Source organism: Sphingopyxis sp. (assembly GCF_016463645.1).
Lineage (GTDB): Bacteria > Pseudomonadota > Alphaproteobacteria > Sphingomonadales > Sphingomonadaceae > Sphingopyxis.
Genome location: NZ_JAEMQX010000020.1, coordinates 1 through 21,248 on the forward strand (window position 1 = coordinate 1; position 21,248 = coordinate 21,248).

General features: G+C 64.7%; 19 protein-coding genes. 10 read left to right on the top strand and 9 right to left on the bottom strand.

The window, feature by feature from the left end; translation table 11 throughout:
• The 5 genes from JHC57_RS06725 to JHC57_RS06745 all read right to left on the bottom strand — a co-directional run.
• Window positions 1–659 (bottom strand): AraC family transcriptional regulator (locus tag JHC57_RS06725; RefSeq protein ID WP_294029237.1); only part of this gene is annotated, 659 nt, incomplete at its 3' end.
• A gap of 231 nt (window positions 660–890) precedes the next feature.
• Window positions 891–1,814 carry an alpha/beta hydrolase gene (locus JHC57_RS06730; protein WP_294029238.1) on the bottom strand — a complete coding sequence of 308 codons (924 nt, stop codon included), beginning with the start codon at window positions 1,812–1,814 and terminating at the stop codon, window positions 891–893.
• An 89-nt stretch (window positions 1,815–1,903) separates the two neighbouring features.
• A complete protein-coding gene (locus tag JHC57_RS06735; protein ID WP_294029239.1) occupies window positions 1,904–2,788 on the bottom strand; it encodes a pirin family protein in 885 nt (294 codons plus the stop codon).
• Window positions 2,788–3,156, bottom strand: a complete 369-nt coding sequence (locus JHC57_RS06740) for a cupin domain-containing protein (protein WP_294029240.1) — start codon at window positions 3,154–3,156, stop codon at window positions 2,788–2,790. Before JHC57_RS06740 ends, JHC57_RS06735 begins: the two co-directional genes overlap by 1 nt.
• 2 nt (window positions 3,157–3,158) lie before the next feature.
• Window positions 3,159–3,437 (bottom strand): BolA family transcriptional regulator, encoded by a 279-nt coding sequence (locus JHC57_RS06745; RefSeq protein WP_294029241.1) that lies wholly within the window; start codon window positions 3,435–3,437, stop codon window positions 3,159–3,161.
• An 81-nt stretch (window positions 3,438–3,518) separates the two neighbouring features.
• Here JHC57_RS06745 and JHC57_RS06750 point away from each other — a divergent pair, with 81 nt between their 5' ends.
• The 3 genes from JHC57_RS06750 to cobS all read left to right on the top strand — a co-directional run bounded on the left by JHC57_RS06750 (window position 3,519) and on the right by cobS (window position 5,643).
• Complete coding sequence (locus JHC57_RS06750; protein WP_294029242.1) at window positions 3,519–4,112, top strand: DnaJ domain-containing protein; 594 nt, start codon at window positions 3,519–3,521, stop codon at window positions 4,110–4,112.
• A 10-nt stretch (window positions 4,113–4,122) separates the two neighbouring features.
• The gene (locus tag JHC57_RS06755) at window positions 4,123–4,560 is read left to right on the top strand and encodes an ester cyclase (protein ID WP_294029243.1); all 438 of its coding nucleotides are present in this window, start codon (window positions 4,123–4,125) and stop codon (window positions 4,558–4,560) included.
• A 93-nt stretch (window positions 4,561–4,653) separates the two neighbouring features.
• The gene (gene cobS / locus JHC57_RS06760; protein WP_294029244.1) at window positions 4,654–5,643 is read left to right on the top strand and encodes a cobaltochelatase subunit CobS; all 990 of its coding nucleotides are present in this window, start codon (window positions 4,654–4,656) and stop codon (window positions 5,641–5,643) included.
• A gap of 4 nt (window positions 5,644–5,647) precedes the next feature.
• Here the strand turns inward: cobS and JHC57_RS06765 are convergent, their stop codons facing one another.
• Window positions 5,648–6,715, bottom strand: coding sequence for a DUF5694 domain-containing protein (locus JHC57_RS06765; RefSeq protein WP_294029245.1), 1,068 nt, complete (start codon window positions 6,713–6,715; stop codon window positions 5,648–5,650).
• A 166-nt stretch (window positions 6,716–6,881) separates the two neighbouring features.
• On the opposite strand from JHC57_RS06765, the gene JHC57_RS06770 reads away from it, so the two are divergent.
• Complete coding sequence (locus tag JHC57_RS06770) at window positions 6,882–8,072, top strand: alpha/beta hydrolase (RefSeq protein ID WP_294029246.1); 1,191 nt, start codon at window positions 6,882–6,884, stop codon at window positions 8,070–8,072.
• A 4-nt stretch (window positions 8,073–8,076) separates the two neighbouring features.
• Here the strand turns inward: JHC57_RS06770 and JHC57_RS06775 are convergent, their stop codons facing one another.
• Both JHC57_RS06775 and JHC57_RS06780 read right to left on the bottom strand, forming a co-directional pair.
• The gene (locus JHC57_RS06775; RefSeq protein WP_294029247.1) at window positions 8,077–8,208 is read right to left on the bottom strand and encodes a hypothetical protein; all 132 of its coding nucleotides are present in this window, start codon (window positions 8,206–8,208) and stop codon (window positions 8,077–8,079) included.
• Entirely contained in the window at window positions 8,205–9,398 is a 1,194-nt protein-coding gene (locus JHC57_RS06780; protein ID WP_294029248.1) for an MFS transporter, read from the bottom strand. Before JHC57_RS06780 ends, JHC57_RS06775 begins: the two co-directional genes overlap by 4 nt.
• Before the next feature lie 227 nt (window positions 9,399–9,625).
• Between JHC57_RS06780 and cobT the strand changes: the two genes are divergently transcribed.
• The 5 genes from cobT (at window position 9,626) to JHC57_RS06805 (ending at window position 16,903) form a co-directional block, all read left to right on the top strand.
• Window positions 9,626–11,449 carry a cobaltochelatase subunit CobT gene (cobT, locus tag JHC57_RS06785; protein ID WP_294029249.1) on the top strand — a complete coding sequence of 608 codons (1,824 nt, stop codon included), beginning with the start codon at window positions 9,626–9,628 and terminating at the stop codon, window positions 11,447–11,449.
• Window positions 11,450–11,621: 172 nt separating this feature from the next.
• The gene (locus tag JHC57_RS06790; RefSeq protein WP_294029250.1) at window positions 11,622–13,268 is read left to right on the top strand and encodes an acetolactate synthase large subunit; all 1,647 of its coding nucleotides are present in this window, start codon (window positions 11,622–11,624) and stop codon (window positions 13,266–13,268) included.
• A 134-nt stretch (window positions 13,269–13,402) separates the two neighbouring features.
• Complete coding sequence (locus JHC57_RS06795) at window positions 13,403–14,836, top strand: aldehyde dehydrogenase family protein (protein WP_294029251.1); 1,434 nt, start codon at window positions 13,403–13,405, stop codon at window positions 14,834–14,836.
• A gap of 151 nt (window positions 14,837–14,987) precedes the next feature.
• Entirely contained in the window at window positions 14,988–15,860 is an 873-nt protein-coding gene (locus tag JHC57_RS06800; protein ID WP_294029252.1) for a UDP-2,3-diacylglucosamine diphosphatase, read from the top strand.
• Window positions 15,857–16,903, top strand: a complete 1,047-nt coding sequence (locus tag JHC57_RS06805; RefSeq protein WP_294029253.1) for a glycosyltransferase family 1 protein — start codon at window positions 15,857–15,859, stop codon at window positions 16,901–16,903. The genes JHC57_RS06800 and JHC57_RS06805 overlap by 4 nt, the downstream gene beginning before the upstream one ends.
• A gap of 52 nt (window positions 16,904–16,955) precedes the next feature.
• Here the strand turns inward: JHC57_RS06805 and JHC57_RS06810 are convergent, their stop codons facing one another.
• Window positions 16,956–19,466: an ABC transporter ATP-binding protein gene (locus tag JHC57_RS06810; protein WP_294029254.1), complete on the bottom strand. Its 2,511-nt coding sequence runs from the start codon at window positions 19,464–19,466 to the stop codon at window positions 16,956–16,958.
• 192 nt (window positions 19,467–19,658) lie between these two features.
• Between JHC57_RS06810 and guaA the strand changes: the two genes are divergently transcribed.
• Window positions 19,659–21,245 (top strand): glutamine-hydrolyzing GMP synthase, encoded by a 1,587-nt coding sequence (gene guaA / locus JHC57_RS06815; RefSeq protein WP_294029255.1) that lies wholly within the window; start codon window positions 19,659–19,661, stop codon window positions 21,243–21,245.
• Window positions 21,246–21,248: the final 3 nt, after the last annotated feature.

Sequence of the window (21,248 nt, forward strand, 5' to 3'; positions counted from 1 at the left end):
GTCGCAAAGGCGATCTCGGCGATCGACAGCGGGCGGTTCATAAGGAACCAGCAGGCGTGGCGCAGCCGCTGGCGCAGTACATATTGCGCCGGGGTGCGCCCGGTGGCGCGCGCGAAATGGACGATCAGGCTGTTCACCGACATCCCGACCTCGGCCGCCATATCCTCGACGGTTAGCGGCAATTCGAGCTGCGTCTGGATAAACGCCATCAACTCGTTGATGCGCTGGGTAATCGCCGGGGACTCGGCGCGTCCCGTCATCCCATCGAGCGTCCTCGCGAGGATGGCGACGAGCGGATCGGCGGCCGACGCATCGCCCGAGAGCAGCGCCCGCACGAGCGCCGCCAGCGCCATGTCGTGATGCGCCGCCAGCGCGCGCGTATCGCGGGCGATCGCCAGCCGGGCGATCGGAATTTCGATCTCGGTAAAACGAACGGCACCGCCCTTGGCCGTGGCGCGACAGGTCCGCGCCGCAGGCAGGAGCCACATCTCGCCCGGAAGCGGATCGCCAAGCGACGTGCGCTGATCGTCCTGCCAGGTTTCGAGCCAGTGATAGCTCCCCGCCTCATACAGGACCAGCACATGGACATCGCGCACGATCGTCCAGCTCGACGGGCCATCGATCCGGTCAACGATCGAGGCGACCCTGAGTCCTCCCACTTCCATGTCTTGAGTATGACAAGAATGGGAGAATGTGAAAGCCTGCCATACTCGGCGATAATATGGTTAAATCGCCCCATCCAAAGCCCTCGGCCATAGTCGCAACCGAGGTAAATGACGTATGGGCGAGACTAATACGCGTGCCCCAGACACGCAGTAAACAGACCCCCCCAACGGCGGACGGCGCGATCGCCGTCCGCCACTTTTTCGGGATCAGTAAAAATCACTGACTTAACTTCTGGCAAGGAAGTCATCCATCGCCCGGTTAACCGCTTCCGGTGCATCCCAGGGCACGAAATGCCCGCAGTCGGAAACCTGTACTATCGTCACGTCGGGAACAAGCTGTTCCATCCCGTCGAGATTGCACGGCGGCAGCGCGACATCGTCGAGCGCCCAGATGACGAGCGTCGGAATGGCGAGTTTCGGAAACGGAACGGCGGGCGGTTCGGCATAGGGTTCGTCCATCGCGGGGACGTTGATCGGCGACCCCCGATACCAGTTGATCATCGCACGGCAGGCATCGCGATCCTCCCAATCCTTGAGCAAACGGCCGATCTCGTCGGCGGGCTGGAGCCCGCCGCTCGGTACGCGGCCTTCGAAGGCGTGGGCGAGGATACCGGCGATGCCATGTTCCTCGATGATCGCATCGCTCGCGGGATCGCGGAAGGTCCTGATATATTGGCTTGCGGCGCGCTGGGCGGGATCGGTGGCGAGCAGGCGCCCGAAGATGCCGGGATGCGGGGCGTTGGCGATGACGGCGCGGGTCACGCGGCCCGCCCACGCGGGGTGCAGCCCGCCCGGCTGACCGCCGAGCGCGACACCCCACGCGATCGCCCCGCCCCAATCGTGGCCGACGATCGTGAATTCACCGACGCCGAGCGCATCGGCGAGCGCGAAGATATCGGCGATCAGCTTGTCAGGGGTGTAGGATTCGACATCCTGCGGTTTCGACGAACCGCGATAACCGCGCTGGTCGGGCGCGATGCAGCGAAAGCGGTCGGCGAAATGCGGCAACTGGTGGCGCCAGGTGCGGTGCGATTCGGGAAAGCCGTGCAGGAAGATCAGCACCGGAGCATCGCGCGGCCCCATGTCGACGACGTCGAGCTCGACCCCGGTCGAAAGCTTTACCCGCTGCTGTTCGAAATCGCCGATCATCCACCCTGCTCCTTTGGTTTCGTTTCGAAACCAAGTTGGCGGGGATTGGCGCGGCTGACAAGCTGCAACAAGCGGCAGCCCATCGACGCTCAGGGATAGCTCACCGTCTTCGGCACCTCGGGGATCGGGATGAATTCCTCGCTGTCACCGGGAACGAGCGGGAATTTCCGGTCTTTCCACTCCGCCTTCGCCTCGTTGATGCGGTCGCGCGACGAACTCACGAAATTCCACCAGACGTGACGCGGCGTCTTGAACGCCTCGCCGCCGAGCAGCATCACGCGCGCATCGGTTTCGGCACGCAGCGTCATCGCCTGCCCGGGTTTCAGGATATAGAGGCTGTAGCGCTCGAGCGGTTCGCCATCGAGGCTCGCGTCGCCGATCGCGACGAGGACTGCGCGTTCGTCGGCTTCGGCATCGATCGGCAGCGTGGCGCCGGCGTTCATCAATATGTCGGCATAGATGGTCGCGCTGTGCTGCGTCGTCGGCGCGGTCGCGCCCCACAGGCTGCCCATGATGACGCGCGCCGAGACATGCCCATCCTCGACGAGCGGCAACTTGTCGGCGGGCACATGCTCGAACGCCGGGTCGATCTCTTCCTTGCCGTCGGGCAGCGCGAGCCACGTCTGCATGCCCGAAATCCCGGAGCCTGTGGCGCGCTCCGCCGGCGGCGTGCGCTCCGAATGGACGATGCCGCGGCCCGCGGTCATCAGATTGCACGCACCCGGCCGGATCGTCGCATAGGTTCCGAGGCTGTCGCGATGATCGATCGCGCCCTCGAAAAGATAGGTCAGCGTCGACAGGTTGATATGCGGGTGCGGGCGCACGTCCATGCCCTGCCCGATGTCGAAATGCGCCGGACCGAACTGGTCGACGAAGATGAACGGGCCGACCATCGTCCGCGCCTTGTTCGGCAAGGTGCGGCGCACGTCGAACGCGCCGATGTCGTGAGTCGAGGGAGTGATGATTGTGAACATCAGTCGAGCCTTTCCAGCGTCTTTCGGGTCTTTCCGGTTTCGACATTGCCCGTGTTGAGGGTCGAGTTCGGTTCGAGCAGCATCACATGGCATTCGCCATCCAGCGCCTCGGGACAATGCTCGATGCCGTGCGGCACGATGATGAACTCGCCGCGTTCGACGATCACGTCGCGGTCACGGAATGCCATCTTCATGCGGCCGGCGACGACGAGAAACAATTCATCTTCGACATCATGATGATGCCAGTCGAACCTGCCGTCGAGTTTGACCAGCTTGACCTGAAAATCATTGATATCGCCCGCGACGCGCGGGTTCCACGCGTCGGGGATTTTCGCGAAGGCTTCGGCGAGGCTGACCTTGTCGGGCATCGTCATTCTCCCGGTGCGGTCGCCTTGATCGCGAGCGCGTGGACGCGCTGTCCCGGCAGGTCGCCGAGCGCCTTGTTGACGGTGCGCTGCCGCATCACACGGTTCATTCCGGCGAAGCCCGCCCATTCGATGCTGAGGCTGAAATGCGACTCGCCGCTGCCGTCGTCGCCCATGTGGCCGTGATGGCTGGCACTGTCATTGCTGAGGAGGAAGTTCGCGTCGGGAAAGGCTGCGGCGAGCAGGCTTTCCATCTCTTGCTGTACGGGGCCTTTGTTGCTCATGGGGTTGACCATAACCGCTCCATCGCCAAATTATAAGGCCTCCCAAAGTTCAGGCCCCCGCCCCGATTCCGAAAGCCCGTTGTGCCGTCTTCTGCCCGCCCGACCCGATTCCATGGCCGCGTCCCGCGCGAGGAGCGCTGCGCCGCGCCCGGTTGCCGCGAGCCAGGGGAGTTTCGCGCGCCCGTTTCGTCGCACCGCTCGCCCGACGGCCCGCCGCCGTACCGCTGGCTGTGCCTCGATCATGTGCGCGAATTCAATGCGGGTTATAATTTCTTCGAAGGGATGAGCGCCGACCAGATCATGGCGGCGCAGTCGCCGACCGCCGGCTGGGAAACCGAAAGCCGAGCCTTCCGGCCCGCGGGCAGCGCCGACCTGCCGCCGCGCTGGGCCGACTTCAAGGATCCGATGGACGCGCTCGGCGCACGCTTTCGTCAGCGCATGGACGAGGCGCGGCGCGAAGCCGCCAATCCCGGCCTGTCGCGCGAGGAGCATGACGCGATGCAGTTGCTCGGCCTGGCGGCCGACGCCGACCGCGCGGCACTCCGCCGCCGCTACAGCGAGCTGGTGCGCAAATATCATCCCGACCGGAATGGCGGCGATCGCAGTTTCGAAACGCGGCTGGGTGCGGTAGTCGAAGCGTATCAGTTGCTGAGGAAGAGCAAGGCCTTCGCATAGGAGAGGCGTAATGACCGACCTGAACGAAGCACGGATCGAGGTGGTGCGCCGCCACATGGCGCTCGAGATCACGCACGACTGGGACGGCGTCCTCGCGACCTTCGATCATCCACGATACGAACTGATGGGACCCGGCACCATTTTCGACGGCGAGGCGGCGGTGCGATCCTATTTCGCTTCGTCGCGCGAGCCCTTCCCCGATCAGGCGAACGAGGTCATCGCGATCGCGGCGGACGAGACCACGGACACGGTGCTCGTCGAATTCTGGCTGACCGGCACGCATCTCGGCCCGCTGAAGCTTGGCCTTCGCACCATCGAGCCCACGGGCAAGGCGTTCCGCATCCGCATGGCCGCGAGCTTCGAATTCGCGCCGGGCAGCGACAAGATCGTCTGCGAGCGTCCCTATTATGACCAGTCGGCGGTGATGAAGGCGCTCGGCCTGCTCTGAAAAGGCGTTGCAAGGCGCAACCCGTCGCTATACCGCGACAGCCGAAGCGCCGCCCGGCGGCGACTCTCCCCGTTTGCTTGCTGGACTTTTGCCATGACCGATATCCCGAACAGCCTTCCCGATCACCACGGCTCGACGCTGCTTGCAGCGCCCGATACCGAGGTCGATGCGCGCGAGATGTTCGGTGTCGATATCGACATGAAGGTCCCGGCCTTCAGCGAGGCCGACGCACGCGTCCCCGATCTAGACCCCGCCTATGTCTTCGACGGCGATACCACGCTCGCGATCCTCGCGGGCTTCAAATATAACCGCCGCGTGATGGTGCAGGGTTATCACGGCACCGGCAAGTCGACGCATATCGAACAGGTCGCGGCGCGACTCAAATGGCCGTGCATCCGCGTCAACCTCGACGCGCATATCAGCCGTATCGACCTCGTCGGCCGCGACGCGATCGTGCTGCGCGACGGCCAGCAGGTCACCGAATTCCGCGAAGGCCTGCTCCCCTGGGCCCTCCAGACGCCCACAGCATTGGTCTTCGACGAATATGACGCGGGCCGCCCCGACGTGATGTTCGTGATCCAGCGCGTGCTCGAGACCGAGGGCAAGCTGACCCTGCTCGACCAGAACCGCGTGATCCGCCCAAATCCGCATTTCCGGCTGTTCTCGACCGCGAACACCGTCGGATTGGGCGACACGAGCGGCCTCTATCACGGGACGCAGCAGATCAATCAGGGCCAGATGGACCGCTGGAACATCGTCGTCACGCTAAACTATCTGCCCGCCGCGACCGAAAGCGCGATCATTCTTGCCAAGGTGCCGGATACCGACGAGACGACGATCGCCAATATGGTGAAGGTCGCCGACCTGACGCGTCAGGGCTTCATCAACGGCGACATCTCGACCGTGATGTCGCCGCGCACGGTGATCAGCTGGGCGCAGAACACCGCAATTTTCAATAATATCGGCTTCGCCTTCCGCCTGTCGTTCCTCAACAAGTGCGACGAGGCCGAACGGATGATCGTAGCCGAATATTATCAGCGCGTGTTCGGCGAGGACCTGCCCGAGAGCGTGATCGGCAAATAAGCCGCTATTTCAGGATCCGTTCGGCATCCACCAGCCGGATGTCGTGCATCAGGGCGAGATAGGCTTCGAAATAGCCCTTGTGCGACGCGCCGACGATCGCGAGCGTTCGCGCGCCCGGTTGCACCGCCATCGCGGCGCGAATATTCGCGACCATGCGGAGGTTCCGGGTTTCCCACCAGCCGGTGTAGCGGCGTCCATATTGCTGCGGGCTGGCGTCAGCGAGCGCGGCGCCGAAATCGCTGTCGAACGCCATGCGCATCGTCGCCGGGTCATTGTAGTTTCGATAGAGCGCCAGCACGCCCTCGCCATCGAGCTTTGTTTCCAGCGCCTTGTCGGCCGCGACGCGCCTCTTCACGACCGGATTGTCCCAGATGCGCTGCAGCGCCGCACCGTAACCGGGATCGGTGTCGAGCGAGGCCGTCACCCCGTCGGCGCTGTGATCGTCCGTTGCATGGACGCGTTCGAGCCCCAACCGCGCCGCGAGCACCGACCCGATCAGGAAATTCTCGTTGCGGCCCGTCGTCAGCTTGTTCAGTTCCGCGACGAGCGTGCCGTCGAGGCTCTCGCCGGCACGGCGCTCGGCGGCGGGCAGACGCAGCCACTGGACGAGTGCGGATGCGGGTTCGCCGCCGGCAAGGAACAGCGCGGCGAGGCGGCGGCGATCGGCGGGGGTCGGGTTTGCAGGCCAGGCTCCGAGCAACCTGTCGGCCTCGATCGTCGCGGCGACCATATCGAGCCCGACGATCTTCTGCGCGCCCCTTGGGTCCGGACAATAATCGGCTGCGCCCGGATAGAGCGGCTTGTAGCGGATCAGCCGTTCGCAGTCGGGACCCGAAAGCCCCTCGATCGTGATGATCGCAGGCTTCCATTCGGCGAGGCGCGCGAGCAGCGGTTCGAGGCTCTCGGGCCTGAAACTCTCGGGCAGACCCGACAGATGCGGCGTGCCGAGGACGAGCAATTCGCCGGGCGCGCCCGCGACATTATCTTTCAGCACGCGCGGGTCGAATGGCGGAACATAAGCGGGCTGCGCGGCCGCGCTCATCGTCAGCAGCAACGCGGTGAAAGCCGTCACAAAAATCCTCCCCCGGGACAGGCCGACCGAATGACCATGGACATCGGATAGGCGAAGTGTATTATTCGATCAACACTCTTCGCTGACATTTTTTCCCGCTTCCAAAGGCCGCCATCCTCTGCCAGCGTCGACGAATGTATCAGGCTTTTCAAAGATGAAGTCCGCCATGCGAAAACGCCTGCTCACCCTGCTGCTTATCGCTCCGCTGACGGGATGCAGCATCGCGGCGGTCGATTATGGCAAGGTCCGCCACGCCGACTATGTCGCCGACCCGCGCTGCACGGCGCAGCCGGGCGCGGCGGTCGATGGTGAAGCCTTGCCCTATTTCTTCGCGACGAGCCGCCTGCCGGACTGCCGCACGAGCGAGATCGAACTGCTCCGGCATCGGGGTGACCAGATGCGCTATGGCCGCTTCAACGCGCCGCGCGAAGTCGTCGTCGGCAAGAAGAAAAAGCTGCTCGCGCCGATCGCTTTCCAGACATCGGCCGACTGGTGGCGCGCTCTGCAGGCCGAGACCGACCGCAAGCAGGGGCGCGTGCTGCTCTATATTCACGGTTACCGCGAAAATTTCTCGACGACCTCGAAGGACGCGGCGCAGATCGCGCGCATGACAGGCTTCGACGGGCCGATCATCGAATATAGCTGGCCGTCGCAGGGCAGGATCCTGAGCTATGTCGTCGACGAGACGAACATGTATCACGACGTCCGCAATTTCCGCGACTTCCTGAAGACGCTCGCCGAGCAGGGCTGGGTCAAGGAGATCGTTATCGTGTCGCACTCGCTCGGCGCGCGGCTGGTGATCCCGGCGGTCTCCTATGTCGACCGCACGTCGAGCAGCGCCGACAGCAGCAATATCTCGAACATCATCCTCGCTTCGCCCGACATCGATCGCGAGACGTTCGAGCGCGATATCGAGGAGGAGGTACTGTCGGCGCGGCGCGTTGCCAATAACCGGCGAATTACCGCCTATGTCTCGCGAGCTGACAAGGCGCTCGCGGCATCGCGCGCGATCCATGGTTATCCGCGCCTCGGCTCGCCCTATTGCTTCGATCCGTTCGAGGCCGCCGACCTCAAGGCAAAAGGCCTGCCCGAGCGCTGCTATCCGGCCGCGCGCACCGGCTTTACCGTCATCGATACGACCGATGTCTCGCGCGGGTCGACCGGGCACAGCAACTTCCTGCGCAGTGCGGTCGTATGTCGCGATTTCGTCGATGTCGTCGCGAACAGGCGCACGCGTCCCGAGCGCGTCGCAACGCCATGGGCGCACGTCTTCCGGCTGCTTCCCGATCCCGCGGTGCCCAAGGACGGCGACGATGTCATCTGCCACCGGACGCCCGAAGTCGAGGAACCGCAATGAGGCTCTAGAAGCCGCACATGATCGCGAAATTGGTGAGCCAGACGACCGGCCCTTCGCCGGTCCAGAGCCACAAGCCGCCGAGCGCGATCAGGACAAATAACGCGAGCGCGATCCAGTCCTGCCGCGCCAGCTTCATGCGGATTGCAGCCGTTTGACAGGCGCGTCGGCGATCGGCAGGTGAACGAGCCCCGCGAGCAGTCCGAGCGCGATCGAGAAACCCCAGGCGATGTTGTAGCTACCCGTGGCGTCGAAGATGAGCCCCGCCATCCATGCGCCGAAAAAGCTGCCGAGCTGGTGGCTCAGAAAGACGATGCCATAGAGCATCGAGAGATAGCGGATGCCGAAGATGCGCCCGACGATGCCGCTGGTGAGCGGCACGGTCCCGAGCCAGAGGAAGCCCATTGCGCCCGCAAAGACGAGCGCGCTCGCATGGCTAAGCGGCAGGAAGAGGAAAAGCGCAATCACCGCCGAGCGGGCGGTGTAGAGCGCCGAGAGCACATATTTCTGGCGCATCAGATCGCCCGCACGGCCGAAGACATAGGAACCGAGGATGTTGAACAGGCCGACGAGCGCGAGCACCTGCGCGCCGATCTCGATTCCCAGCCCCTTGTCGTCGAGATAGGCCGGTAGATGCGTCGCGATGAAGGCGATGTGAAAACCGCAGACGAAGAAGCCCGCGTTGAGCAGCCAGTAACCGCGGTGGACCGCTGCCTCGCGCAGTGCCTCGTGCGCGGTCTGTTCCTCGGCGGCGAGCGTGCCCGGCGTATCGGTGCGGCCCGAAACGCCGACCGCGAGCAGGCCGCATAGCGCGACAAGCCCCGCCATGATCCACAAAGTCTGATGATAGCCGATGTCGCCGAGCAGCATCGAGGCGAGCGGCACGACGAGAAACTGGCCAAGCGAGCCGCCCGCGGTGACGATACCAAACGCGCTGCTACGCTTTTCGGGGCTCACGACGCGCCCGACCGCACCGAGTACGACGACGAAGGTCGTCGCCGACTGCGCCATGCCGATCAGCAGGCCGAAGCTGATGTGCAGCCCGATCGCATCGGTGGCGAAGGCCGCGCCGATCAGCCCGAGCGCATAGAGCAGCGCGCCGAAAAAGACGACGCGTCCCGCGCCATGCTTGTCGGCGAGCGCGCCGACGAACGGCTGGGCGAGACCGAAGAGCAGGTTCTGGAGCGCCATCGCGAGCCCGAAGTCCGAGCGGCTGATGCCGATATCGACGCTCATCTGTGGCAGGAACAGGCCGAACGACTGGCGCACGCCCATCGCCAACGTAACGACGAACGCCGCGCAGGCGATGACGATCCAAGGGCTTTTCATCGGGGAGAGTCTGGGGGAGGACATAAGCCGCCGATGCGCCCGGCTTCCGTTCAGGTCAAGCGAGCATAGCTATGGCCGCTTGCATCCCCTCTTTCACGTCCCGAACTTGGTCCGGAGTCCACGGCCACACCGGCGGAATGGCCGGACCAAGTCCGAGGCGACGATTGAAAAGAGCGTCTCGCGATACTCTTCCTTCAACGGCAAAAGCTGGTTAGAGCCGACTCGAAATGACCGCCCAATCTCCCCTCGACGATTTCAAGGCCGCACTGTCGAGCGTCGCGCGCGCGGTGACGCGCGATGCCGAGGTCGAGGTCGGCTTTACCGCCGACGCGCCCGCGCAGATCGGCAAGGCGATCAAGGTGCCGACCCCGTCGCGCACGCTGCCCGCCGATCAGGTCGCCGAGGCGCGCGGCTTTGCGGACAGCTATGCGCTGCGCATGAAGCATCACAGCGAGAAACTGCACGCATCGGCGCGCCCCGCCGAACCGCTCGCCGCGGCGGCATTCGATGCGATGGAGCGCGCACGCATCGAAGCGCTCGGCGCGCGCCACATGGCGGGGATGCGCAGCAACCTTGCGTCGAGCCTCGCGATGCGGATGCGCAGCGACCCGATCAGCCGCGCGCAAAGCCGCGAGGATGTACCGGTATCGAGCGCGCTCGAACTGATGCTGCGCGAGGCTCTGACGGGCGACCGGGCGCCGCAGGGCACCGAGACGGGCCTGTCGCTGGTGCGCGAATGGATCACCAACGAGGCAGGCGGCGACCTCACCGCGCTGTCGATGCTGCTCGACGATCAGGCGGCCTTCGCCGAAACCGCGAAGCTCGCGCTCCGCCACCTCGACCTCATCCACAGCGACGAGCCGCTTGAGGAAGGCAGCGAAGACGGCGGCGAGCAGGACGAGACTGAAGCCGAAGAAAACCAGGAAGAACAGGAAAGCGAAGACGGCGGGGCGGGTGAAAGCCAGGTCGATGCGCGCGCCGAGATGGCGGGCGATCAGGCCGACGACGGCGACAGCGATCCCGACGCGCAGGAGATGGAAGCCGACGGCGAGCCCGAAATGGGCGGCGAAGGCGACGAGGGCATGCTGCCCGTGCGCCCCAACCGCCTGCCGAGCGACATTCCCGATTTCAACTATCTGCGCTTCACCGAGAAGCATGACGAGATCGTCGCCGCGACCGAGCTGTGCGATGCAGATGAGCTGACCCGGCTGCGCGCCTATCTCGACCAGCAGATGACGCATCTGCAGGGCGCGGTGACCAAGCTCGCGAACCGCCTCCAGCGCCGGTTGATGGCGCAGCAGAACCGCGCATGGGATTTCGATCAGGAGGAAGGCCAGCTCGACGCCGCACGCCTCGCGCGCGTGATCGTCTCGCCGGGGCAGTCGCTCTCCTACAAGATCGAGCGCGATACCGATTTCCGCGATACCGTCGTTACCTTGCTGATCGACAATTCGGGATCGATGCGCGGCCGGCCGATCAGCATCGCCGCGATCAGCGCCGACATCCTCGCGCGCACGCTCGAACGTTGCGGCGTGAAGACCGAGATCCTCGGATTCACCACGCGGACGTGGAAGGGTGGGCAGAGCCGCGAGGACTGGCTCGCCGCGGGGCGTCCCGCGCACCCCGGCCGCCTCAACGACCTTCGCCACATCATCTACAAGCCCGCCGACGAGCCCTATCGGCGCGCGCGCAAGTCGCTCGGGCTGATGATGCGCGAGGGGCTGCTGAAAGAGAATATCGACGGCGAAGCGCTGATGTGGGCGCACCAGCGGATCATCAACCGCCCCGAGGAACGCCGCATCCTGATGGTGATATCCGACGGCGCGCCGGTCGACGACAGCACGCTGTCGGTGAATCACGGCGCCTATCTCGACCAGCATCTGCGGCAGGTGATCGAATGGATCGAGAACCGCTCTCCCGTCGAGCTTTGCGCGATCGGCATCGGGCACGACGTCACGCGCTATTACAGCCGCGCCGTCACGATCATGGATGCCGAGCAACTGGGCGGCACGATGGTCGAGCAGCTCGCGGGCCTCTTCGACATCGATTGATCGTTGATGGGTCGGGGTGACAACCCCTATCCCCCTCGTTACAAACCCTTCCCGTTACAGCAGGGACTCGCGGCCTATGACGAGAGCCGCTGCAACGACATAGTGCTGAGGGGTCGCCGGCATGACTTGGGGCCGCATCATGACGATGCGTGGCTGAGGGGGCGACTGACGCATGAAAAAAGCATCCGACCTGTTCATCGAGTGCCTGGAGGAAGAGGGCGTCGAGTATATTTTCGGCGTTCCGGGCGAAGAGAATCTCGATTTCCTCGACAGTCTGTCGCGGTCAACGAAGATCAAGCTGGTCCTGACGCGGCACGAGCAGGGCGCGGGCTTCATGGCGGCGACCTATGGCCGGCACACCGGCAAGACCGGCGTCTGCCTTGCGACATTGGGGCCGGGCGCGACGAACTTCGTCACCGCCGCCGCCTATGCCCAGCTCGGCGGCATGCCGATGATGATGATCACCGGGCAAAAGCCGATCAAGAAGTCGAAACAGGGCCGTTTCCAGATACTCGACGTCGTCGCGATGATGGGGCCGATCACCAAATATACGCACCAGATGGCGTCGTCCGACAATATCCCGAGCCGGGTGCGCGAGGCCTTTCGCCTTGCCGAAGAGGAAAAGCCCGGCGCGGTGCATATCGAGCTGCCCGAGGATATCGCCGACGAGCATACCGAAAGCCTTCCCCTCAAGCGCAGCCACAGCCGCCGCCCGACCGCCGATGTGAAGTCGATCCGCGAGGCGGTGAAAGCGCTTGAAAATGCGACCTCGCCGGTGCTCGTCATCGGCGCCGGCGCGAACCGCACGATGACCAGCCGCATGCTGCTGCAATTCATCGAAAAGACCGGCATCCCCTTCCTGACGACACAGCTCGGCAAGGGTGTGATAGACGAGCGGCATCCGAAATTCCTCGGCTGCGCGGCGCTCAGCGCGGGCGATTTCGTCCACCGCGCGGTCGAGGCGTCGGACTGCATCGTCAATCTCGGCCATGATGTGATCGAGAAGCCGCCCTTCTTCATGCAGCGCGGCGGCCCGACGGTCATCCATGTGTCGACCAAGACCGCCGAGGTCGACCCGGTCTATTTCCCCGATATCGAGGTGATCGGCGACATCGCCAACGCCGTGTGGCAGATGAAGGAAGATATCGTTCCCAACGGCGGCTGGAAATTCGATCATCTGCTCGCCTATCGCAAGGCCGAGGTCGAACATACAGCGCCGCTCGCCAAGGATGAGCGTTTCCCGATCTTCCCGCCGCACCTCGTCCAGTCGATCCGCGATGCGATGCCGGACGACGGGATCATCTGCCTCGACAACGGCGTCTACAAGATCTGGTTCGCGCGCGGCTATACCGCGTGCAAGCCGAACACCGTGCTGCTCGACAATGCGCTCGCGACTATGGGCGCCGGCCTGCCATCGGCGATGATGTCGTCGATGCTTTACCCTAACCGCAAGGTCATGGCGATTTGCGGCGACGGCGGATTCATGATGAACAGCCAGGAGATGGAGACCGCGGTACGCCTGGGCCTCAACATCACGGTGCTGATCCTCAACGACAACAGCTATGGCATGATCCGCTGGAAGCAGGCGAACATGGGCTTCAAGGATTGGGGGCTGACCTATGGCAATCCCGATTTCGTCAAATATGCCGAAAGCTATGGCGCGCACGGACACCGCGTCGAAAGCGCGGCGCATTTGAAGGAACTTCTCGTGCACACGCGCGATACTCCGGGGGTGCACCTGATCGACTGCCCGGTCGATTATTCGGAGAATGACCAGATTTTGAACATCGACATAAAGAAATTGTCGAAGGAGTTGTAAGCTTCCATCCCTCCCGCAATCGGGAGGGATAGCGAGACTTGCGAGCCTGCTCGCCAGTCGCAGCGGGGTGGACATCCGAACCGCTGCTGACCCACCACCGACCCCTCCCGTTTGCGGAAGGGGGGAGAGATTTGATGAAACTCAAGGACGTCTATCCGCTCTACCTCAACAACAAGGCGGCGCAGCCGAACACCGATCTCGTCGTGACCGACAAGTTCACCGGCGAGGTCGCGTTCCGTACCGCGCTCGCGACGCCCGACGTCATCGACGCGGCGATCGCAGGCGCTGTCCGTGCAGCCGAGCCGATGGCGCGACAGGCGAGCTTCGAAAAGCGCGACGTGCTGACGCATTGCGTGACGCGGTTCCAGGAACGCTTCGACGAGCTCGCCTATGCGCTATGCGTCGAGGCGGGCAAGCCGATCGCCGACAGCGAGGGCGAGGTCAGCAGACTGATCGACACCTTCCGCATCGCAGCCGAGGAAGCGGTGCGCAATTACGGCGAAGTGCAGCCGCTCGACATTTCGGCGCGCGCCAAGGGCTATATGGGAATGTGGAAGCGGGTGCCGATCGGGCCGTGCAGCTTTATCTCGCCGTTCAACTTCCCGCTCAATCTCGCCGCACACAAGATCGCGCCGGCGATCGCGATGGGCTGTCCCTTCGTGATGAAACCCGCGTCGATGACTCCGCTCGGGGCGATCATCATGGGCGAGGTGCTCGCCGAATGCGACATATTGCCCGAAGGCGCGTTCAGCATATTGCCGGCGAGCCGCGACGGCGCCGACCTCTTCACCACCGACGAACGGCTCAAGCTCCTGTCTTTCACCGGCTCGCCGGGCGTGGGCTGGGACTTGAAGGGCAAGGCAGGCAAGAAGAAGGTCGTGCTCGAACTCGGCGGCAACGCCGCCGTGATCGTCGACAGGGATGCCGACCTCGACCATGCGCTCGCACGGATCATCTTCGGCGGTTATTATCAGTCGGGGCAGAGCTGCATCCATGTGCAGCGCACGATCATCCACGAGGATATCTACGACCGGTTCCGCGACATGCTCACCGCGAAGGTCAAGACACTGAAATCGGGCGACCCCAAGCGGCGCGACACCTTCATCGGCCCGATGATCTCGGAGAAGGAGGCGCAGCGGCTGAAGGGCTGGATCGACGATGCCGTCGCCGCGGGCGCGACGCTGCTCGCCGGCGGTGGCTGCGAAGGCAATATGCTCGAAGCGACCTTGCTCGAGAATGTCCCGGGCGACACCGACGTCGTGCGCGAGGAAGCCTTCGGGCCCGTCGTCATCCTGTCGAAGTTCACCGAATGGGAGAAGGCGCTCGCGGAGGTCAACGACAGCAAGTTCGGACTGCAGGCGGGCATCTTCACGCGCGACATCCACAAGGTGCTGGAGGCGTGGGATCATCTCGACGTCGGCGGCATCGTCGTCAACGACGTCTCCTCCTACCGCGTCGACAACATGCCCTATGGCGGGGTCAAGGACAGCGGTCTCGGGCGCGAAGGCGTGCGCTTTGCGATGGAAGATATGAGCGAAATCAGGAATTTGGTGATCCGGCGAACCTGATTGGATCATGGTTAATCACATATGTGTCAAATAGGCAACGTCACCAAAGCGCCTTCAAACTTTCTTCAAATTGTCGCGAGTTTGAGTCGCGCGCTGTAACATTTTGCGTGTCTACGCCGGGGGCAGCTAGAGGCTGCTTTCGGAGTGCGACATGGCATCGATTTCCACCCTGCCGATCCCCGCCCGTTTTCCCGACCCTTTTACCACCGACCCGCATATTCCCGAACGCGTGATCGGCGAACGCCGCAGCTATCGCACCGTGTGGGTCAGCGACATCCACCTCGGCACGCGCGGCTGCAACGCCCCGCTGCTGATCGACTTCTTCGATCATGTCGATTGCGAGACGCTCTACCTTGTCGGCGACATCATCGATGGCTGGCGGCTCAAGAAGCGCCACTTCTGGCCGCCCGAGCACAATGATGTCGTGTGGCGCGTGCTCAAGCGCGCGAAGCGCGGCACGCGCGTCGTCTACGTTCCCGGCAACCATGACGAAATGGTCCGACCCTTCGACGGCTTCGATTTCGGCGGCGTCGAAATCCGCCGCGAGGCGATCCACGAAACCGCCGACGGCCGCAAGCTGCTGATCGTCCATGGCGACGAATTCGACGCGGTAATGCTCGCGCACCGCTGGCTCGCCTTCGTCGGTGACGCCGCCTACACCGCGCTGATGAAATGCAATGTCGTGGTCAACTGGGTCCGCGGCAAGCTGGGCCTGCCCTATTGGTCGCTGTCGATGGTGGCGAAGCACAAGGTCAAGAACGCGGTCCAGTTCATCGGCCGCTACGAGGAGGTCGTCGCCCATGCCGCGCGCTCGCGCGGGGTCGACGGCGTCGTGTGCGGTCACATCCACAGCGCCGAGATGCGCGAGATCGAGGGCACCGAATATTACAACGACGGCGACTGGGTCGAGGGCTGCACCGCGCTGGTCGAGCATCACGATGGACGCATGGAAATCCTCCATTGGGCAAAGGAAGTCGCGGCACGCAATGCGCCGACCCAGCTCGCGCTACCGGCCGCCGCATGAGAATATTGATCGTTACCGACGCGTGGGAGCCGCAGGTCAACGGCGTCGTCCGCACGCTGCAGGCGACGATCGGCGAACTGCGCAGGGCCGGGCATGAGGTCGGGGTCATCTCGCCCGACCTCTTCCGTTCGGTGCCCTGCCCCTCCTATGCCGAGATCCGCCTCGCCTTCGCCGGCCGGCGCGCGGTCGGGCGCCACATCCGCGCCTTTGCCCCGCAGGCGATTCATATCTCGACCGAAGGCCCGCTCGGTCTCGCAGCGCGGCGCTGGTGCCTCGACAACGGCTTTCCCTTCACCACCGCCTATCACACGCGCTTTCCCGAATATGTCGCGGCGCGGCTGCCGGTATCGCCCCAATTCGTCTGGCGCTTCATTCGCTGGTTCCATCGCCCGGCGCGGCACATCATGGTCGCGACGCGCAGCCTAGCGCGCGAACTCGCCGAACAGGGACTGACGCAGACGATGATGTGGGAACGCGGCGTCGATCATGCGCTGTTTCGCCCCGATCGCCCCGCGCACCCCGCATATGACGGACTGGCGCGGCCGATCCAGCTCTATGTCGGCCGCGTCGCGGTCGAGAAGAATATCGGCGCCTTCCTCGACTGCGACCGGCCGGGCGCCAAGGTCGTCGTCGGCGACGGTCCGGCGCTCGCCGAACTGAAGGCGCGGTATCCCGACGTGCTCTTCCTCGGCAAACTCGGCGGCGAAAAGCTCGCCTCGGCCTATTCGGGCGCGGATGTTTTCGTCTTTCCCAGCCGCACCGACACCTTCGGGCTGGTGGTCATCGAGGCGCTGAGCTGCGGCACGCCCGTCGCCGCCTATCCGGTGCCCGGCCCCGCCGACATCGTGCGCGAGGGGGCCGGCGCGCTCGACGAGGATATCGGCCGCGCGATCGACGCCGCGCTGAGGTGCGACCGGGGCGACGCCGCCGCCCTCGGCGCGCGCTACAACTGGTCCAACTGCACCGCGCAATTCGTGAAGGCACTGACCTTCCTGCCGACACGGCCGGCGGCGGACGCCGCCGCGATGCCGCGGCTGGCATAGATCGTCGTCCCGCCTTCGCGGGGAGCCGACGACCAAGAGGCAGCGCGTCCGCCTAAAAGGCCTTGCGCCACTCCAGCTCGACGTAGCGGCCGAGCGGATCGGTATAGCCCGGCTGATAATTCAGCGGCACGATGCCGCTCGCGTCGGTCACCTTGCGCTGCGCGTCGAACAGATTGTTGACCGACAGGCGCAGGCGCGATCCTTTCAGAAAGGGAATATCCTCGGTCAGCTTCGGCATCTGGTTGAAATCGGCGAAGAAGCGCAGGTTGAACGTCGCAAGATCGTGGAACTTCAGGTCGCCGTTGGCACCGCCCACGATCCTGCTGCCGCTGTCGTATTTCGCGCTCACCCGCGTTCCGAAACCCTTGTAGAACAGGCCGCCGTCAAGTTCGACCAGGTGGCGCTTGGCGCCACCACCGTCGCCCGTCGCCGATCCGTTCAGCAGGTCGAGTTCGGGGACGCCAGGACCGATCAGCACTTTGTCCGTCAGCTTGATCGTGTGATAAAGCGACACCTGCCAGCGCCCGCCCTGCTGCTGCTGCCCGCCGAACATGCCACCGCGCCCGCCGCGGCCACGGAACCCGCCGCCTCCGCCACGGCGGCGCTCGCCCGCCTCGGCAGGGGGACGCTGCCCTTCGGCGGACGGCGGCGCGGCTTCGCCGCCCTCGCGCGGCGGCGGCGGCGGCGCTTCGCCGGAGGGCGGGCCCCCGGCGCCGGGCCGCCCGCCACCGAAGCGCCCACGACCGCCTGCACCCGCTTCGCTCTGGCCGAAGCTCTTGCCGAAATTGAAGCCCCAGCGAATCTGCGAATTGGTGGCGCGCTCGAAATTGACCGGACGCTGGTCGATCGCGAGCAGGGTCCCGTCGTTGTCGCGGGTCACCCGGTCGGGAAAGGCCGCCTCGATCTCCGGGGTCAGCAGCGGGAAACTGTTCGCCGTGTCGTTGCTCTGGTTGCGATTGTAATTGATCGAAAAGCGCAGCCCCTCGACCATCGGAACCTCCCAGTTGAGCCCGACCTTGAGGTCGCGCCGCTGCTCGGCGAGCAGGAAGGGGTTGCCGCCGGTGGTCGTGTTGATCAGCACCGTCTGGCCGGTCTGGAAATCATAATAGGTCACGCCCTCGGTCTCGAGCGGCGCGGCCCCTAGCTGGGTCATGCTGGGCGCTGCTTCGTCGCTGGAGAAGCTCCCGAGCAGCGACAGATTGTCGGTGATGCCCCAGTTCAGCGTCGCGCCCCAGCTCGTCAGCGCCGAAAAGTCGCTCGGCCGCTCGGCCTGTGCGTTGAGCGTCAGCGACAGGCGGCCGATATTGCCGACATCATATTCGGGATCGAGCAACGGAACGGTGAGCGAACCGAAGACGCTCGGCGTGTCGCGCGCCAGTTCGGTCATCGTGATGTTCACGCCGCGTTCGGTGCGGCTGTCGAAGCGCAGCCCGCTATAGCCGCCGGTGATCGAGGCGCGGATCGGCCCCGCCCAGCCGTCGACGACGCTGCCCGAGATATTGGCGTTGGTGCCGAAGCTCTGCTGGCTGCTGTCGAACCGGTCGCGCGCGCCGCTTTCCTGTTCGGTAAAGGTGCGTTGGTCGGCGTCGGCATAATTGCCGGTCACCGACCAGCGCCAGTCGCCGAGCATGCCGTTGACGCTGGCTGAACTGGTCCAGTTTTGCGAGCGGCTGTCGCGGCGGCGCGGATCGTCGGGGTTGCCGTTCCGCGGGCCGAGCAGCGACAGGCTGTCGGTCTGGTCGAAACGCAGGCTGACCGACGCCTCGGTCACCTTGTCGATGTTGCGCACCAGCGTGCCGTCGATGACATATTGGTCGCTCGCCGGGGCAAGGCTCCGCGCCGGCGCGCCGGCCGCCAGAACCGGATCGTCGTAAACGAGATCGCGCTCGCTTTCGAGCAGCATTGTCTGATGCTCCCAGCTCGCGTTGAGGTTGAGCCGGCCGTTGTCGCCGATCGCGATGAAGGCGGGTTCGAGCTGGTTCTTGAACTGTCCGCCCTGCGTCGGGATGCCCGCCTCGGCCTCGACCGAAATCTGACGAAAATCGGGCTTGAGGACAAAATTGACGACGCGCTCGGTCGCGGCATAGCCATATTCGAGCGCGACTTCCTCGGGGAAAATCTCGACCTTGGCGATCGCTTCGGGCGGGATGTTGCGCACAGCGCCAAAACCCGAAATGCGCCGTCCGTTGACGAGGATGACCGGCCGGCCGCCGCGTCCGCGACCCGAGCGCGTCTGCGGCTCGAGCGCGTCGAGCAGTTCCTCGATCGACGAGGCGCCATAGCTGGCGATCGCAGCCTCATCGAGCTCGGCTTCGGCCCTGATGTCGGTCGCGAGCTGGCCCGCGAGGCGCGGCGCCGTGACGATGATCTCGTCCTCGCTATATTCGTCATACTCCTCTTCCGTAGCGGTCGACGCCGGGGGAGCGGCCTCGGCGGGCTGCTCGGCAACCGCGGACGCGGCCGCGGGCCCGATCGGCGCCTCCGCCATCGCCGGCAGCGCGAGTGAGGCGCCGGCAGCGAGAAGGGCGGCGCGAGCGGAAACGGGCAGGCGGATATTGTTCATCGGGGGAGAACCTTTGTTTTGTCTTCGTTTTTTCTTGGCATGGCGGGGCTTAATGCCGCCTGACACCGTAATTTGTCCGGCGTTCACTTATGTCGCGCAATTGTCGCAACAATGTGTCGGGACCATGCCTGTTCCACGAACGGTCCATATCGACCGCTGGACAGCATGGCCCGGCTTCCTTATCGGCCAGCCATGCCGACTCCAGACTCTTCCGCCGCCCCCGAATCGATCCTGATCATCGACTTCGGATCACAGGTCACCCAGCTGATCGCCCGCCGCGTCCGCGAAGCCGGCGTCTACAGCGAAATCGTCCCCTTCAGCGCTGCCGAGGCCGCGCTCGAACGGATGCAGCCGAAGGGCGTGATCCTCTCGGGTTCACCCGCCTCGGTTCCCGCGACCGGCAGCCCGCGCGCGCCGCAGTCGGTGTTCGACAGCGGACTTCCCATCCTCGGCATCTGCTACGGCCAGCAAGTGATGAGCCAGCAGCTCGGCGGACAGGTCGAGCCCGGCGGCGCCGACGGCGAACGCGACGGCGAATTCGGCCGCGCCTTCCTGACCGTGACCGAACCCTGTGTGCTGTTCGATGGTCTGTGGGAGGTCGGCGAGCGGCATCAGGTGTGGATGAGCCACGGCGACCGGGTGACGCAATTCGCGCCGGGCTTCCGCATCGTCGCGATCAGCGACGGCGCGCCGTTCGCGCTGATCGCCGACGACGAACGCCGCTATTACGGCACGCAATTCCACCCCGAGGTCGTCCACACGCCCGACGGCGCGAAGCTGATCGCCAATTTCGTTCGCCATGTCTGCGGCTGTTCGGGCGACTGGACCATGGCCGAGTTCCGCGCCACCAAGATCGCCGAGATCCGCGCGCAGGTCGGCGACCAGCGGGTGCTGTGCGGCCTGTCGGGCGGCGTCGACAGCGCGGTCGCCGCGGTGCTGATCCACGAAGCGATCGGCGAACAGCTCACCTGCGTCTTCGTCGACCACGGCCTGCTGCGCATGAACGAGCGCGAACAGGTCGAGCGCCTGTTCCGCGACCATTACAATATCCCGCTCGTTGTCGTCGACGCCGAGGAACGCTTCATGAGCGGCCTCGCCGGCGTCACCGATCCCGAAAAGAAGCGCAAGTTCATCGGCGCCGAATTCATCAATGTGTTCGAAGAAGAGGCGAAGAAGATCGGCGGCGCCGACTTCCTCGCGCAGGGCACGCTCTATCCCGACGTCATTGAGTCGGTCTCCTTCACCGGCGGCCCGAGCGTGACGATCAAGAGCCACCACAATGTCGGCGGCCTGCCCGAGCGGATGAACATGAAGCTGGTCGAACCGCTGCGCGAACTCTTCAAGGACGAGGTCCGCCTCCTCGGCAGGGAACTCGGCCTCCCCGATATCTTCGTCGGCCGCCATCCCTTCCCGGGGCCCGGCCTCGCGATCCGCATTCCGGGGGAAGTCAGCAAGGAGCGCTGCGACATATTGCGCAAGGCCGACGCCGTTTATCTCGAGGAAATCCGCAACGCCGGCCTTTACGATGCGATCTGGCAGGCATTCGCGGTGCTGCTTCCCGTCAAGACCGTCGGCGTGATGGGCGACGGCCGCACCTACGACCATGTCTGCGCGCTCCGCGCCGTCACCTCGACCGATGGCATGACCGCCGACATCTATCCGTTCGATGCAAGCTTCCTCAGCCGCTGCGCAACGCGCATCATCAACGAGGTGCAGGGCATCAACCGCGTGGTCTATGACTATACGTCGAAACCGCCGGGTACGATCGAGTGGGAGTAGCCG